At 41.9% G+C, this 16283-nt stretch carries 14 protein-coding genes and 2 pseudogenes; 1 reads left to right on the forward strand and 15 read right to left on the reverse strand.

Annotated features, from left to right (window positions below; genetic code table 11):
* Positions 1-52: 52 nt before the first annotated feature.
* The 6 genes from AC3WJJ_RS01630 to AC3WJJ_RS01655 form a co-directional block, all read right to left on the reverse strand.
* On the reverse strand, positions 53-1942 hold the full coding sequence (locus tag AC3WJJ_RS01630; protein ID WP_492537417.1) for an ATP-binding protein: 1890 nt from the start codon (positions 1940-1942) through the stop codon (positions 53-55).
* Positions 1943-2788: 846 nt separating this feature from the next.
* Entirely contained in the window at positions 2789-3643 is an 855-nt protein-coding gene (locus AC3WJJ_RS01635) for an ankyrin repeat domain-containing protein (protein ID WP_492537419.1), read from the reverse strand.
* Positions 3644-4441: 798 nt separating this feature from the next.
* Positions 4442-4591 carry a hypothetical protein gene (locus AC3WJJ_RS01640; protein ID WP_492537421.1) on the reverse strand — a complete coding sequence of 50 codons (150 nt, stop codon included), beginning with the start codon at positions 4589-4591 and terminating at the stop codon, positions 4442-4444.
* A 63-nt stretch (positions 4592-4654) separates the two neighbouring features.
* Positions 4655-4933, reverse strand: a complete 279-nt coding sequence (locus AC3WJJ_RS01645) for a hypothetical protein (RefSeq protein ID WP_492537423.1) — start codon at positions 4931-4933, stop codon at positions 4655-4657.
* Positions 4934-5138: 205 nt separating this feature from the next.
* Entirely contained in the window at positions 5139-6110 is a 972-nt protein-coding gene (locus AC3WJJ_RS01650; protein ID WP_492537425.1) for an aldo/keto reductase, read from the reverse strand.
* A 120-nt stretch (positions 6111-6230) separates the two neighbouring features.
* Positions 6231-6866, reverse strand: coding sequence for an SDR family NAD(P)-dependent oxidoreductase (locus AC3WJJ_RS01655; RefSeq protein ID WP_492537427.1), 636 nt, complete (start codon positions 6864-6866; stop codon positions 6231-6233).
* Between the two features lie 232 nt (positions 6867-7098).
* On the opposite strand from AC3WJJ_RS01655, the gene AC3WJJ_RS01660 reads away from it, so the two are divergent.
* On the forward strand, positions 7099-7548 hold the full coding sequence (locus tag AC3WJJ_RS01660) for a MarR family winged helix-turn-helix transcriptional regulator (protein WP_492537429.1): 450 nt from the start codon (positions 7099-7101) through the stop codon (positions 7546-7548).
* An 852-nt stretch (positions 7549-8400) separates the two neighbouring features.
* Here AC3WJJ_RS01660 and AC3WJJ_RS01665 read toward each other — a convergent pair.
* From AC3WJJ_RS01665 to AC3WJJ_RS01705, 9 genes and pseudogenes are all read right to left on the reverse strand, one after another.
* Positions 8401-8839: pseudogene (locus AC3WJJ_RS01665) on the reverse strand (transposase); the annotation flags it as partial.
* A gap of 525 nt (positions 8840-9364) precedes the next feature.
* Positions 9365-10825 (reverse strand): annotated as a pseudogene (gene abc-f, locus AC3WJJ_RS01670) (ribosomal protection-like ABC-F family protein).
* A gap of 145 nt (positions 10826-10970) precedes the next feature.
* Complete coding sequence (locus tag AC3WJJ_RS01675) at positions 10971-11330, reverse strand: VOC family protein (protein WP_492537431.1); 360 nt, start codon at positions 11328-11330, stop codon at positions 10971-10973.
* 85 nt (positions 11331-11415) lie between these two features.
* On the reverse strand, positions 11416-12135 hold the full coding sequence (locus AC3WJJ_RS01680) for an RNA polymerase sigma factor (protein ID WP_492537432.1): 720 nt from the start codon (positions 12133-12135) through the stop codon (positions 11416-11418).
* Positions 12136-13169: 1034 nt separating this feature from the next.
* Positions 13170-13334, reverse strand: a complete 165-nt coding sequence (locus AC3WJJ_RS01685; RefSeq protein ID WP_492537434.1) for a hypothetical protein — start codon at positions 13332-13334, stop codon at positions 13170-13172.
* Positions 13331-13984: a hypothetical protein gene (locus AC3WJJ_RS01690; protein ID WP_492537436.1), complete on the reverse strand. Its 654-nt coding sequence runs from the start codon at positions 13982-13984 to the stop codon at positions 13331-13333. The genes AC3WJJ_RS01685 and AC3WJJ_RS01690 overlap by 4 nt, the downstream gene beginning before the upstream one ends.
* A gap of 193 nt (positions 13985-14177) precedes the next feature.
* The gene (locus AC3WJJ_RS01695; protein ID WP_492537438.1) at positions 14178-14324 is read right to left on the reverse strand and encodes a hypothetical protein; all 147 of its coding nucleotides are present in this window, start codon (positions 14322-14324) and stop codon (positions 14178-14180) included.
* A gap of 344 nt (positions 14325-14668) precedes the next feature.
* A complete protein-coding gene (locus AC3WJJ_RS01700; RefSeq protein WP_492537440.1) occupies positions 14669-15466 on the reverse strand; it encodes a helix-turn-helix domain-containing protein in 798 nt (265 codons plus the stop codon).
* A gap of 24 nt (positions 15467-15490) precedes the next feature.
* A complete protein-coding gene (locus AC3WJJ_RS01705) occupies positions 15491-16282 on the reverse strand; it encodes a VOC family protein (RefSeq protein ID WP_492537442.1) in 792 nt (263 codons plus the stop codon).
* Position 16283: the final 1 nt, after the last annotated feature.

Raw genomic sequence — 16283 nt, forward strand, 5'->3', positions numbered from 1 at the left:
AAGCGCAAATAATTTTCATTAAGATAATAGTTCTATTGTTCCTTTTGTATGATTAAGCTTCTAACGAAGGGGCTGCCATTTCATGGGCTTCATGAATGCCCAGAATTGCCATGATGGCTCCCAACCAGCTTTCTATATCTCTACTAGTATCAATCTCACATAGTTGTTCGTATGTCATTTTCATAGCGACTTCATGATTCAGCCTCTTTTTAGCCTGGGATACTTTGTTCTTCATCTTTCTATCGTCAAGCAAGCCCCATGGATTATCCGAATTAGCTTCATGTTGCATTTTAGCCACCATGGCGGGAACATCATCCATTTCAGTGAATGTTAGTTCAAAATTATATTCGGCAGCGATTGCTGCAGGATGCAGGTAATTCTCCATTTCCCGTTTACTTGTGTAAAACGCTATTGAACCATTCCCCCTGCTATTAACCATTCTCACTTCCTTTATGTATTTAGGCTGAGTACCTTCATCCCGATCATAGATATGTACTTCAGGGATCCCTAACGCTTTAAGATAGTTAGAAGATACCCAGTCCTTTAATGTGCTTCCGCCGAGGTGCAGCATGATGATTCGTGGATCATTTTCTAAGTCGGGAAATATCGGATTTAGATTCCGCAGCATACGGCTAACATGCTTTAAAAACCGAATATCATGCGGTCCTTCCACGCATACAAACACTTTAACCCGTTGGTCTGGAATGACGCCTAACTGATCAGCAATCTTTTGATAAACAGTATCAGTGTTATGGGTGATTTGTCTATTTCCATCGAAGTCCTTCTCAATGTATCTCAGATTTCTAATATCAATGAGGCCAGCAAGTCCAGGAACATGGGTAGTAATCATCACTTGGCAATTTTCGGTTTGGGAAAGTTCTAATAGGGCTTCTACTAGCATCTTTTGATTATTTGGATGCTGGGCTGTTTCGGGCTCTTCAATAGCATAGATGACCCCTGGATTGCCAGCAGCGGCCTGTTTACGTTCAACTTCCGCTCGGAAGAAGTTTAGAAGAACAAGTCGGCGTACACCGCTCCCACGTTTATTAATAGGGATTTGATCATCACCAGTCAAAGATAGCTTAAAAATGCCTTCCCACTTCGGCTCAGACTTGAATTGAGGAGCTAACTCCGTTGCAAGTGCAGGATCCATTTGTCTAAGCTTTTCTAGTGTTCTAGTTGCCACGTCCATAACCTGTCGGTGAACCGTTTCTTTGATTTGTTCAAGATCATGCTCAACGGTTTTAATGGCTTGTTCGATGGCGAACTTCATCGGATCCTGGACTTCGGAGTCTTCATCTTTACTGGGACGGTCGGCCTGGAATAAAGCAAACTGTGGAAGTAACTTTTCAATGCTCCCCCACATGGAATTAGCATTCTCCTCATTTAAAGATACGAGCTGCTCTTCAAGTTGGAGTTCGGGAATTTGATCGCGAATAGCTTGACGTAAGGCCGGGTTGGAACGTTGGTCAATCGTGCCTAAATCGATACCAAGTTCCCTTGCGCGCTTCTTCAAATCGATATTTTTAATCTTAATTAGATCATTCCCATCCTGGGCCTGTGGATGATTACAATGAGCATGAACAGTCTCTTTAGGGGATTTAAGGCTACAATCGTAGATTTTATGAATTTCGAGCTCACCTTGAGGGTTGAGCAAATATTCGTCTGCAAAGGTAGTTGGGGATTGCGAATCCAAGATAACTTGTTCAGGAAAGTCCGAAAACATACACCCAATGACCACTTCTTTCTCTGAGTTATGTACGCAGGCATCTGATGACTCCAGTTTGATTAGTTTATTGTTAAAAAAGATCTCCATTGCTTCGAGAATGGTTGATTTGCCAATATCGTTCTTCCCAATAAGAGCCGTAAAATCATCAATCGGAATTTGAATTTCTTCTTTATAGGATCGAAAATTTTTGATAATGAGTCTTTTTAATTTCACAACTATTCCCTCCACCTAGAAAACTTGCATCTTGGATCTATAACCACTTCAGTATAAGCTAGATAGGCTATAATTCCCATTTGCTAGGTCCATTCTACCATATGCGGCAGTTTCGTAGGGTTCCATTCAGAAAAGATACAATTATTAAGAAGTTGCACCGATAAAACAAAAAAAGCCGCTAGATTAGCGACTTTCAATGGGACCATATTCTTGTCCCCTGACTTTATCTTATTTACTACCTGATATGGAGGCATTGATTTCTTCTCATTTTTATGCATCTGCATCTATTCTGAATCATCCTTTTAAAAAATTCCATAATCAAAAAGCGATTGATTCGTATTAAATCCTATTTCCTTTAATAATCGTGCTATCTTAGACTCACTGAAAATAGTTTGTTCATCTACTAGGACAAATACACCGTATTTTGTATGTATTTCCCCTGTGCTCCTGTGTTGGAATCAATGCTAATATTATAATCTTTAACATGTTTATTCCCACCTTTCAAAATAATTAACGCCTGTTATTAACCTAGCTATTAATAATATCTATTGTCTAATCCTCTTTCTTAGCCGTCGTCGATGAGAAACCATATCGGGAATGTAACAATGTTCTTGTCATCGGGTTTGACAACTCTAATGTTACTATGTTTTTGTCACCCGGCATTACTCAGTATTGTTTGCAGATAAACATTGAATGTCGCTAAAATAGCGGCTTTTTTGTTTTATCGGTACAAGTTCTTGTCCCGATTGCCGAAAAGGACAAGAACATGCCGATTACCGAATGCAGACTTCGTCACTTACATTCAACTGTGAGCAATCAAAACGTAATATGCCATCAAATTCTTGTTCATGGTTCAATTACTGGATCCAGTTTGGTTTCCTCTAACCCTTTTTTACAAGCCGACACATACTCATCAAAGTGTTCTCCAGTATATTCAGGGAGATTTTTATAATATCCTATCGCAATACCGTTAATAGCATGAACAACTCCACCTATACTTACAACCATTGCCCCCATCCCACTATTCGGGCACCCTAAAATGTCTCCGTAGATTGTTCTAAAGGCGCTAGAGTCTGGATGACTGTCTAGTGTATCCAATACTTTAATTTCATCACTTTGAATGTCTGGCAGCCGCTTCTCTATCTCATTAACGGTGTTCTGTGTTTCTAACATTGGCTTAACCTTAGAATAAAAGGTATCCCCTTGATTATTCTTTATCGTTAAATCCGCACCCTCATCTATCATTCGATCCAATACTTCGAGAAATACATCAAGGGGAATGCCTCCTCGAACGGCAAATTTCATCATTGGAGTATCTCCTACTAAATTCACCTCGTTTGGATTGGCTCCCTTATCCAAAAAGTAATGTATCGCCTTTACATTGGCTAAATCTGCTGCAACAAAAAAAGGACTTTCTCCGGATTCATTTTTCAATGTAATGTCGGCACCCGCTTCGACCAACGATTGAATGATCTCGATTTCACCGGAGAAAATCGCTGAATGAAGTGCAGATTCTCCTTGGTAAAGCTCATTTATAGATTCTGGATAACCTTTAGCTAACTCCTTAACTTTAGCTGTATCTTTATCTCGAACAGCTTTAAATAATGGCGGGACTTTTGATTCATCTGCCACCTTCGATTCGTTAGAGCAAGCAGTAAGTAACATAACCAAGGAAATTAACAACATCATTTTTTTTAACATAGAATCCTCCGAGTTTCCAATATTAGTAGTATTATCAACTATATATCGGCCTGATTCTGTATGAAACTTAGATATTTTCTTAGAACCCTTTGGATCATCGTAGTAGAAGCCAAAATAAAAGAAGAAGCAGCTGTCGCTGTGGTAAACTGCTCCAAGAAGTATCTGAACTAACGTCTCCTGTTATCTTAATAAAGAAGACGACTACTTAATTAAGTAGTCGCTTCATGACAGACCAAAATGCTTTTCAATTGCCGATAATATATAGTCTTTATTTGATTGAGCTGTTCCCATAAACCAGTTTATTTCCTCTGTTTTATGCAGATAGTGATTTGAGGCTTTAACAACATTGTTTAGTGTTTCCTCTCTAGAACGTTTTAGATCAGATAAAGCGGGAAACAAAACTCATACATCTCATATGAATGATCTCGGTCTACTCTGATCGAATTAGTTCATCTTCTGCAAACATGTGTAAGATTAATTCTTACAAGGGGAAAGCCCCCTTCTGATAACACTAACTGTCCAAGTTGCTGGTATTTTTACAACACCTTTTATAACAGTTCCTCACAATATTATCCATTTGCGCCGCACAGCGATATGATCCATTGCGTTAAACTGCCCGTTAGTTTTTAAAAAAGAGGGGTCTGCCGCCGTCGATGAAATCATATCGGGAATGTAACAATGTTCTTGTCATCTGTCGGGAATGTTATCAAGTTCTTGTCATTGTGTTTTGACAAGAACTTGATAACATAAAATAAAAAAGCCGCGTAATCAGCGGCTTCTAATGTTACTATGTTTTTGTCACCCGACAGCTTTATAGAGTTCTACTGCCTTTGGAACCCTCACTCTTGGGGCTGTAACTACCAAATACCAGAACAAAATCAGCAGCTCGTCCATCATCGTCCATACCCGGACAGAAACATAACGACCTCCTGAAAAATGTATTTTCACAAGCAATATTCTACCATGATTATACAATTAAGTATTTTGCAAATCTGCCCGTTAGTTCAATGATTATATGGTTATATTCAATTTCAATTCAAAATTCGGTTTAGTAACATAATCTAAATGCCCACCAATTGGCTTACAGACAAAGTCCAACATCACTTTCGTTGGAACATCGGTTACATCATCATGCCATTTATGAACTCCTGTATTCGAGTAGACCCCAAATATTTCTGTTTCCAAGTCTTTTGCACGCACATATCCTTGAGTGCCATCTGACCCACTCGCGGAAGCCGACGTCCATATTGCTCGCGCTTCCAGTGATTTAACAGGTGGAAGGGATAACAAATCTCTTTAGCATCCCTACTTAATAACGAACCTATAAGCCTCCCCCCTTCACGACACCCCCTACTTAGGGTACGGTTCTCCGTATCACCACAAAAGCAAAAGAACTCTTCATGAGAAATAGCATGAAGAGTTCTTTCCATAGAATTGAACATATAAGAATTAGGCTTTGCATGATTAGCAGATGCACACTTTACTTGCATCAAATTTATACGAATGGATGTGGAATATACAGTTCTTCTAAACGGGTAATTTCTTCAGAAGTTAATTTAACCGACAAAGCCAAAACCGCATCTTCCAGATGGCTGATTTTGGTCGAACCCATAATCGGCGCTGTGACCTCTTCCTTTTGCAGCAACCATGCAAGTGCAATTTGTACGCGCAAAATTCCCCGGTTAGCGGCAATTTCCGCAACTCTTTCCGCGACTTTGCGATCAGCCTCTTCCGTTTTATTAAACAAAGCCTTTGCTACCTGGTCCTTCTCTGATCGCGCGGTCTGCTCATTCCAATCCCGAGTTAATCGGCCTGCAGCCAAAGGCAGGTAAGGAGTGACGCTAACTCCCTCGTCTCTGCAAAGGGGGAGCATTTCTCGTTCTTCTTCCCGATAGAGCAGGTTTAATCTATTCTCCATGGAAACGAACCGTGTCCAGCCGTTGCGCTCTGCTACATGCTGAGCTTTCGCAAACTGCCATGCCAGCATGGAGGATGCTCCGATGTATCTGACCTTGCCCGCCTTAACTAAATCGTGAAGAGCCTCCATGGTCTCCTCAATTGGCGTATTAGGATCCCACCGATGAATCTGGTACAAATCGACATAGTCTGTTCCGAGTCGTCTTAGACTGTTATCAATTTCGGTCATGATAGCTTTACGGGAAAGTCCCACAGCATTCGGACCTTTGCGCATCGGAACAAATACCTTTGTTGCTATGACGACTTCGTCCCGATGAGCAAAGTCCTTTAGAGCACGCCCGAGAATTTCTTCGCTTGTTCCGTCGGAATACATGTTGGCGGTGCTGAAAAAGTTGATGCCCGATTCGAGTGCCTTCTTAATGATCGGTCTGCTTTGCTCCTCATCCAGAGACCATGGGGTATTGCCACGTTCAGGTATTCCGAAGCTCATGGTTCCAAGACTTAACTTTGAGACCTCTAACCCGCTGCGTCCAAGTTTTACATATTCCATTTGATTGCACACTCCTTAAGGATATTGGGAAGGCATTCACGCCTTCAGGTTGTCTACACATAACTCGGTGAGCCAGTACTACTCGAGACTGCGTCACCACGGGAGTTGGTGTCTTTCGTTTTAGAATGTGCCCGTTGGACCGTCCTCGTTGAGGAGTGCAAGGAGCACGGGGTGTCGCGCGGCTTGCTCGACGGTCCCCGTGCCCTCAAAGTTGTTGAGATCCGTCGCGGTGAAGCCCGGGCATACCGCATTGACCGTAATGCCTGTCGACTCGAGTTCAATGGCAAAGGCGAGCGTAATCGCATTGAGAGCCGTCTTCGAAGGGCTGTAAACGGCGCCGAACATCTCGCGATGTGAATTAGTCGGATTCGCGTTCAAGGTCAGCGAGCCCGAACCGCTTGATACGTTGACGATACGCGATGTCGGCGGTTCACGAAGGAGCGGTAGCATCGCTTGAGTGACGGTGATGACGCCGAACACGTTCGTCTCGAACACTGCTCGCACCTCTTCTAGAGAGGCCACGCTTGGGCGCCCCGACTTCCCGACCTCCTTAAGAGGCCTGCCCGGCTGACCTTGGTGCGATATGCCCGCATTGTTCACGAGCACATCGAGACGACCGAGCTCACTCCGGATGCGCTCTGCCGCGGCGGAGATAGAATCCTGATTTGTAACGTCAAGTTGGAGGGCATGGGCATCCTCGCCGACATTCTTCGCGGCCGTCTCCCCTTTCTCGAGATTGCGGGAGCCGACGAGCACAGTGAAGCCCCGTGAGCCGTGAGATCTTTGGCGATTTGAAGACCGATTCTTTTATTGGCTCCGGTGACCAAGGCCACGGGTTTATCCTGCATAAGAAACAACTCCTTTAGTGGGGATTTAACAGGTTAATACATCAACTTGTTACTCGACAGTTTTCTCTGAGGTTGACACATCAACTTGGATATAAGTTAACACCTTGTGGTTGATGTGTCAACCATGATATTATACTTACATGGATATCAACAAAGTAAACGAAGATGAAATGCGAATATGGAATATGTGGAAAGGCTCCTTTAAACGAATCTTCGGTCGCGTTGTTAAGGAGCTTTCTGAACATACAGGACTATCAGAAGGAGACTTTGGAATACTAGATCGGTTAATCCAATTCGGAGATGGCAAGCTTCGCCAACAACAACTAGCCGACTCGATGAACTGGGATAAGAGCAGATTATCCCATCATTTGACGCGGATGGAAAAACGGGGCCTTGTTAAAAGGGAGCCATTAGACGCAGATCGTGGTGTCCAGGTCATCATTACTCCTGCCGGAAAAGCAGCTTTGGATGAGGCCCTGCCCATCGTCTCAATGGCAATACGCAAGTATTTTCTGGATCAATTAACCGATCAAGACATTGAATCGATTACGAAGCTTGCGGAAAGAACAAAAAGCGACCCTAGCCACTAGTAAAGTTTCATTAACTTGATCGCTTCTCTGGGCTGTATATTCGAAAACGACAAGGGACTGAACCGGTCTTTCCCTTTATCTGTACCTCCAAGAAACACGCAGCAGCCCGTTTTATTCGGCTTTTCCGCCAGTTGTGGGTAGCTCCCCCCCTTTTCACCCTATTTATGATACGGTTCAGTACGATTGATCTTCAACTAACCTGCCCATTAGCTTAATGAAGTTGCACTGGAAACATATTTAGATGGTTATATAATCGGTAATCGGAACAAGTTCTTGTCTTTGGCTCGAGACAAGAACTTGTTCCGTTAAAACAAAAAAAAGCCGCGAATAGCGACTTTCAAAAGGATCATGTTCTTGTCCCCCGACAACAAGTCATGTTCAGGTGCCTATAACATTATAGATCTATGCTAGCAAACAACAAACCAACGCCTGCAATCAGCATACGGTGGTTTGATTTCATCATTTTATGGTGTCCATTGATCATGAAGTTCCAACCAGTGCGTGATCCTGACCAATCTTCTCGAACACTAGGCGAAGACTTCGCCAGTCCATTCCCTCGACAGCCGGGTCGATGCCACTGATATGGTATTCGACGAAGGCATAGCTTTCCTGCGGATATACCTCATTCAAATTGCTGGACGTACTACTCTCACCAAGTACCTTGTTAAGTGAAATCTCACCCCTTGTTTATAAAATCGGCATCATATAGAAATTTTTGATGATATTCAGAATCAGAATAAGGCATTTCAATAAGCTCACCATTGGTACGTCCTCCATACATATGAGGTTGTATCATCCATCAAGCCTGCAACCTCATCCTTGGAAAAGTGTAGCTGGACTGTCAACAGTAAATCAGACAACTTTCTTAAGGGTAGCAGCTTTGTACTGAACCGGTGTCATGTAATCTAGCGAGCCATGAACTCGATGTCTGTTAAACCAGTTCACATAATCATATAATTCTACATTTAGATGCTGAAGACTTTGAAAATTCATTTGATTAATGAACTCGGTTTTTCATTACTTTGTAGGTCGCTTCAGCAACGGCGTTGTCGTTTGGACAGCCTTTCGTGCTCAACGAACGACCAATATTAAAGGTCTTTAACATGGTATCCATGGTCTGGTTTTTAAACTCACTTCCACGATCCGTGTGAAACCACTGAATGTCGTTTAAATCGCCTTCTACTGTGGCGAAGGCACGAGAAATCAGAGCAGCGTCCTTACGTGGACCTGCACTGTGACCGATGATTTCTCTGTTGAATAAGTCGATCAGTACACAAATGTAATGCCACTTGAATTATTGGTATATCCCTAGTCTAGTAGTTCGCTAAACTTATTATATGATTTCAGGGGGATTAATGTGAGCGACCGTAACTTAATCGTTTTTCTTCTCGAAAATATAAACGTTAGATATTAGTAGTTAAATTAAATAATCGGTAATCGGACTATCTTCTTGTCCTTAATGGCAATTGGTACAAATTCTTGTCTTTGGCTCAGGACAAGAACTTGTACCGTAAAAACAAAAAAAGCCGCTATTAGCGACTTTCAAAGGAACCATGTTCTTGTCCCCCGACAACTCATGAGGATTAATTTATGGATCCCATCCGTTGAGATTGTGGGCATCGTAAAATTTTTTCACTTGTAACAATACGTATGGTTAAGCTATTTCTCCCGTCGATTATCATAGGCCATAATCAATTAAATGTTAGATCACGCTGATTTACATACGATACGCTGCCGGTTTCCTTCTTGTCATTTTGTTTTGACAAGAACTTGATAACATTCCCGAGGTAAGAACGGCGTATCTAAAATCTCTTTCCTATCCTAAATCTACAATCTTCGTTGCAATTCTGCCGAAAAATTCACGGTCATGCTCGACAAAAATGATCGTTGGGGCATACTCCAGAAGGAGTTGTTCAATTTGCATCCGGGAGATGACATCGATGAAATTCAGCGGTTCGTCCCAGATATGAAGATGGACTTTTTCGCATAAGCTCTTGGCAATCAGCACTTTTTTCTTCTGGCCTTCACTGAACGAGGTTAAGTCCTTCTCGAATTGAATCCGAGAGAAATCCAGCTTGCGGAGAATGCTTTTGAAGAGACTTTCCTCAATCCCCTGGGCTTCAGCATAATCTGTCAACGTACCCTGAAGGTGGTCGGTTTCCTGCGAGACATAAGAGATTTTCAATTGGCTTCCGATCCGCAGGGTACCCGTATACGTAAAATCTTCACCGCGAATCAGTTTGAGAATGCTCGATTTACCCGATCCATTTCGGCCCGAAAGCGCGATCCGATCCCCCTTTTCAATAGTAAAGCTCACATCAGTACATGCGTCTTGACCCCCATAGGAGATAGAAACACGGTCCAATTGCACCAGTTGATTCTTGTGATAAAGCAGCTGCCTTAGCTTTAGATTTTCAGAGGTTTCGATATTTTTCAGAAGGCCCGATTTTTCCTCGATTGCCGCTTGCTGACGGTGCTCGAGATTTTTGGAGCGCTGCATCATTTTGGCCGCTTTGTGCCCGATATAGCCTTTATCGACTTTGGAGCCGGAATTGCGCATGCCGTTTTTCGTTTTTTCCACTTCATGCGACCAACTTGCCGTTCGTTTTGCTGCCTGGGCTAGTCGTTTGATGTCCTTCCGGAGCTTTTCGTTCTCCGCTAATTCGTATTGGTCTTGTCTCTCCTTCTGTTCCCACCAATCGGAGAAATTCCCTTTCATTATCTCGATGTTCGTTTTATTGATGGACAGAATATGGTCTACGCAGTGATCCAGGAAGGCGCGATCGTGGGAAACCAGAATAAAGCCACTCTTCGATTTCAAATAACGGCTGACTAGCATCCGTCCTTCAAGATTCAGGTGGTTAGTCGGTTCGTCTATCAACAGAAAACGGTTCTCCTTTAAGAACAATGCCGCAAGCATCATCTTGGTCCTCTCTCCGTTCGACAGGGTGTTGAAGGACCGGTACAACACCTCTTCGGCCAGACCAAGGAGAGACATCTCTCTGATGAGCTCCCAATGAACATAGTCCGGGTACAGGTCCGCGATCACATCCAGAACTTTCCATTATATATCGCTTACAGGGAACGGGAAGTATTCAAACTGCACCTGGGCGGATATCGTACCGTTATACCCGTATTTCCCCATAAGCAAATTCAAAAACGTAGTCTTCCCTCTGCTGTTCCTTCCGGTAAACCCCAATTTCCAGTCAGTATCCATATAGAAGCTGACATCTTCAAAGAGGTTGTCGTAGTTGCCGTCATAAGCGAACCGCTGCATAATTCACTATAACTGTTTCTACATGCTGGAGTGAAAAACTTGCCGTTACTTATGATACGGTTCTCCGCGCTGTCTGAAACGGCAAGTTATGAAAATATGGCCATCCTTAATGGATGGCCTTGAAAGAACCTTAACTAATCTCCCGTTATGCGCTAGGAGGCGTGCAGACAAGTAACATATTGCCTTCTGGGTCGTAAACATGGCAACCGCGCATCCCATCTGGAAACGCCTCAATTCCATCCGTTTTCACACCCTTTTGGGTTAGCTCCTGAAAGACTTGATCCACATCGGATGTTTCAAAGAAAAAGACCGAATACGGTAGGGGTGAAATGTCCTTATGATGTGTCTGTAGTAAAAGCAGACCCGTTCCTTCCATTTTAAACGAGAGGAAGTCTTCTCCCTCTGCATCTACCTCAAAAGGGAATACCATTTTATACCATTCTTTCGCTTTCTTTAGATCTTTCAGATGAATGAAACAAGTGTTGATTCGATTTTTGATTTTCATTTTTCTTTAACTCCCTTCGATTTTAGATGATGATCTTCATCACTTCATACACGGATTAGGACGTACAAACGATACGTTCCGGTAATCAATTATTAATAATTTCCGTTTTTCGTTCAGCTATAATAGTGAATGCATTCCCTTCAAGATCACGGAAAGTAAAATATATCTGACCTGATAGCAAATAACGCTCTGCATGAATACCGAGCTGAGTAAGGCGACGGTACGCGTCGGCTATCCACCTCGGTTCCTGAAGGCGAAACGCTTCTAGAAACTGTTGGATCAATACGGCTTGCTTCTCCATGTTCTTTCGTGTGGCAGTGGAAACCTTCTCTGCTTCGTCTTCTTCTAGTGCAAGGGTAGTTAATCGCTTGCGTGCTCGATGTAGAGAGGCTTTTGCCGCACCTTCCGTTGTCTGGAGCATGTCTGCAATTTCCCTAGACGTGTATTCGAAAACATCTGCCAATAAAAAAACAACTACCTGGAATGGTGGAACTACAGAAACCAATAACTCTAGGGAATCTTTAATATCAAACGAATACACATCAAGATCTACAGATATGGCCTCATAACCGTCGGGCAGACCAACATCGGCTTTTCTTTTGCGACATTCATCAATCCAAGCGTTCGAGGCAATTCGGAACAACAGCGCCCTTGGTGATGGATGCTGAAAAAGCTTTGTCTCTGCCTTCAGCGCTTTCAAAAGCGTCTCTTGATAAAGGTCATCCGCATCCCAGGGCGTTCCTGTAAGCATACGACAGTAACTGCGTAAATCTGATTCAAACTTTTGTAGAAAATGTGCGAACATTTTGGCAACCTCATTCAAGCATCTAGTTTATATTATATATTGGACCTTAGTACCAAAACTCCTTGTTTAAGGAGTTACTTCTAAGTTTGACTTTCACTGCAAAAAACGTAAATTCTCGGGGTCATTTTCAGGAGGTATGTAGATTTGAGGATCATAAAATCACAACAAGATGTGAACATACTGTGCTACGCCAGATCAGTTCCAACAGCATTTCTCGATCAAGTAGAGGACTATTTCTTGCACCTGTCTAATTATCTTTGTTTGACGCCATCGATGAAATCATATCGGGATTGTAACAATGATCTTGTCATTGCATTTCTTCAAGAACTTGATAACATAATAAAAAAACCGCATAATTACCGATTTCTAATGTTGCTATGTTTTTTTCACCCGACAATAGCACTTACTTGAAAGATGTTAATAAGACAACCACCTAGCAATTGCTTTTCTAAGTTCAAACATTACAATTGATCAAGATAGTCATTTGTAACCTTAAACAACTCTAAAATATGTATTCGCAAAATTTTAAAACTATCCTGCGCGTTAGTTTTATAAAAAGTAGTCATATCATCTTTATATAATGCCGTGGATAACTGGATAACATTAATATAAAAGCCGCATAATCAGCGACTTCTATTGTAACTATGTATTTGTCACTTTTTAATTGAAATTAACACTCTTCCACTCATTAACTTTGTAGATAGATAGTAGTACTGATGATTCAAAAAAAAAAGTAACTACGTAGTACAGTCCACTAATAGTAGAATTAAAAAATACTTACAGAGATCAGTTTGGAAATAGAGCATGAAAAAAACACCCTATTTTAGGGTGCTTTAATGTTAACTTTATTTAGACAAAGCCCAACAAATATGTAACGTGATAATACATATACCCGAATACTAAAGATGCTACAATTTTGTATATAATTTGATTTTTCGAGTTCTTTAAACTGTTGATAAAACACCACATAAATACAACACCAATTAAGAAGTAAACAGTATTCAATTGATCTCCTCCATAATTATAGTTTTAGACTACTGAACAATATAATCCGAATGAGTGAAATTAACTTTAGAAGTAGTAGTAGTAGCTTTTGTATAATTATCATTAATATCTACTGAAATAGATACACCATCTTTTGTACTCCAACTTAAAGAAGGATTAACTTTTTTTGAAAAATGCCAGTAATCTCCTATCATACCAATAACCTCAGTGTTTTTACTGTTATCATGCCCTTTTTGAAATTTGACTCCACTCCAGCCCTTATGTCTGTTTGTAATGTACCGTCTATTGATGTCCTTTTAACCAAATTCACATCCCAACCTACACCTGCACCGTTATTAATGTGATCGTATCTTGTATATGCTTTCCCTTCAGATTCATAATCCTTGTAGCCTGTTAAAGTGGAGCCGAAAACATTGTAAACTTGCTGAGCTGTATCACCTCTAACGATAAAACCGCCAGTCCAGCCTACAGCATAAGTATCTTTTCCTGTAAAGAAAGGGGCGTACTTCCAGTCCCAATTATAGTTAAGTTTTATATCCACTAATCCTCGTTTTGAAGAACGAATTCTACTCGCAGTAACAGCGTGTGTGAAGTTGTTATCTTGTAGAGCAAGTGGTCTTGCATAATTCGGAATATCTACATCTGAATTGATTGGAGCTTCTATATGATTTTTCACAATACCGGAACCTCCGATATAGATACCACGCGGGTAACGGTGATAGATTAGATATTTGTCATAGGTCTCCTCCATTGTCGGGTTTCCCGGAGGAAGACTTGCTTCCAGTTGAAGAAAAGAGAACTGTTCTTCTGGTAGTAGATTTTCTTCTACATATGCTGCTGGCAATAATGATATTGTTATGCACTAGTTAGGAATAAAAATGTACTGATCTTAAATAAATTTTTCAGGACTTATGTTTCCCTAAGGATGTTAGTATGTTTATGTAGGACTGGCCAGTAGCTACGGTGTAAAATAATACTAAATTTAAATTCTTATATCTAGTGGGAAATTAATGTTATTTTGTAATTTTAACCACATTTCAACCTGATTTTGTAACAGTTTCATCAAGGTCTTCTGGCTGATATCCACCACTGAAATTTTCGTTCGCTGTTTCGGCCGCAGTCACTTCTTGAGTTTGAACCCGCTTCAAGATGGTTTGTCCATGCCCTTCTAGGGTCGTTGCCATGTGAACTGGTCAAGTACCTTGCTGACCTCGCTGGAGTTTAGCAAGTTGATCATTTACGGATGAAGTTCATACAAACAACCACCGCCAGATTAAACGATCTTCCCCCAATTACTTTATTGGTAGTGTCGGAAAGACCGAAAGGGTAAAGTATCTGTACTGCCCGTTAGTTGAGGAAGGCAGCTGATCTAAGAGATCGCTGCCTTTGCCGTTGCATATTGCACTACCTTGTCCCGTTAGCTGATTATCAAATTAACATTCTTTAAGTAAGGCAGTTCGCTGAACCAGTCACATGAAAACTAGTCCAATCACTCTAATTGTAGAATTGCTTTTCACTGGTTTGATCTTTAAACTCCAGTTTCATCACCATGAACTACAGGAATCATCCATTGGTAATGCATTTTGTCGTGAAGCTGATATCGCTCAATATTCGGACCTGCTGGCTCGAATCCGAACGACTGCAAAACGAGCATTAAACTAAAACAAGCGTAAGGATCGGTAGTCAAGCAATCAAGTGTAACGAAAAGTGTGGGATGGAAGACTTCAAGCTCAACGTCAAGCTCCTTTTCATGCTTCCAATCGTCCGGTAAGGCTGACTTCAAAGGCAAGCGAAAACCAACTTTGCCGAGCATTTCATCTCCGATCATTCGTTCCTGCCGTACATAAGCCTCTTTCGTATGCAAGAGCCCTTGCTTTTCTAAGTAAGCCGCACTCTCATCTATCGCCTGTGCAAACGGATGAAGCTGGCGCTTGACACGATGCCGAAACCAAATAATTCTCGTGGACTGAGACCATCTAACCAACCGGATATGCTCATCAACTGAATCGACACCATCCAGGTACTGTTTGGCTACATTCAGCGCCAACAGCTTCGCGTCAACGTCCTGCCGCCATTTGCGCAACCATCCTGCTTGCCCGTCAGCATCGCCAGCAAGATAATGACGGATCTCGATTAGGCCAATTCCCGCTTGGCGCAGCGTATGAATCTTTAAGGCGCTCGGAATCTGATCTTCCCGATAGTATCGATACCCGTTATCCGCACGATGACTTGGCTGCAGCAATCCTTCTTTTTCGTAATAACGAAGCGTGCTGGCAGGAAGTCCCGTTCGCTCTGAAAAGATTTGGATGGTCATGTTGGTTTTCAACGTTTCCTCCTCCTACCACCCTCTTTAATAATAACTCCACACGTTTAATCGATTCCCGTCCGGATCATAGAAATGAAATCCTTTCCAACGCTCTCCTATAATTTCGGATACTTCAATTCCCTGCCCTTTGAGCCATTCATTCGTCTTATACAGATCCTCTTGCTTTTTAATCCTGAAGTATAATCTTGCTCCGGGATTTGCCTTTTTTGATGATCGCTCGACATTCACTTTTTCTAGCCAAACGAAGTCCCATGTTTCGCGCATCAACGCAAATCCACGATCTTGAAAATTTTTCTTCGAACTTTCCCAACCGCATATCCGCGAATACCAATTAATTGAGTCTTCCAAATCGGTGACACCTAACCATAATGGCTTTGCAGCGTATTGAATGACGCGCGATTCAGGAAACCTACCTTTCAACTTCCTGTCTTCGCTTAATGTAAGGCGAACATTTCCGAATGCAATAATATCGGCGGAACGTGTTCCGTCCGGCATCTTAAAAGGCGCATTACATTTGACGCCTTGATTACTGAAATATTCCAATGTCTCATCGAGATTGGCCGTGCGAAAGCAGAACCTGCAATTTCCTTCAAAATAATCTTCTGACGTAAAGTGGCTTAATTCACTTTCGAAAGACTTCAAATTGGCTTGTCCAGACCCAGGCATTTTGAAGAAAGCCTTCCTGCCGACCGGCCCATTGCCCGTACTTATTAATTTCCAACCCATTTTATCACTATACCATTCTACTGCCTCATCGAACTGATCCCACGGCACCATAATAAAACCGCCGTCAAATTTAAATTTAGGTGTTTCCATT

The organism is Paenibacillus sp. FW507-14B1B (genome assembly GCF_058781425.1).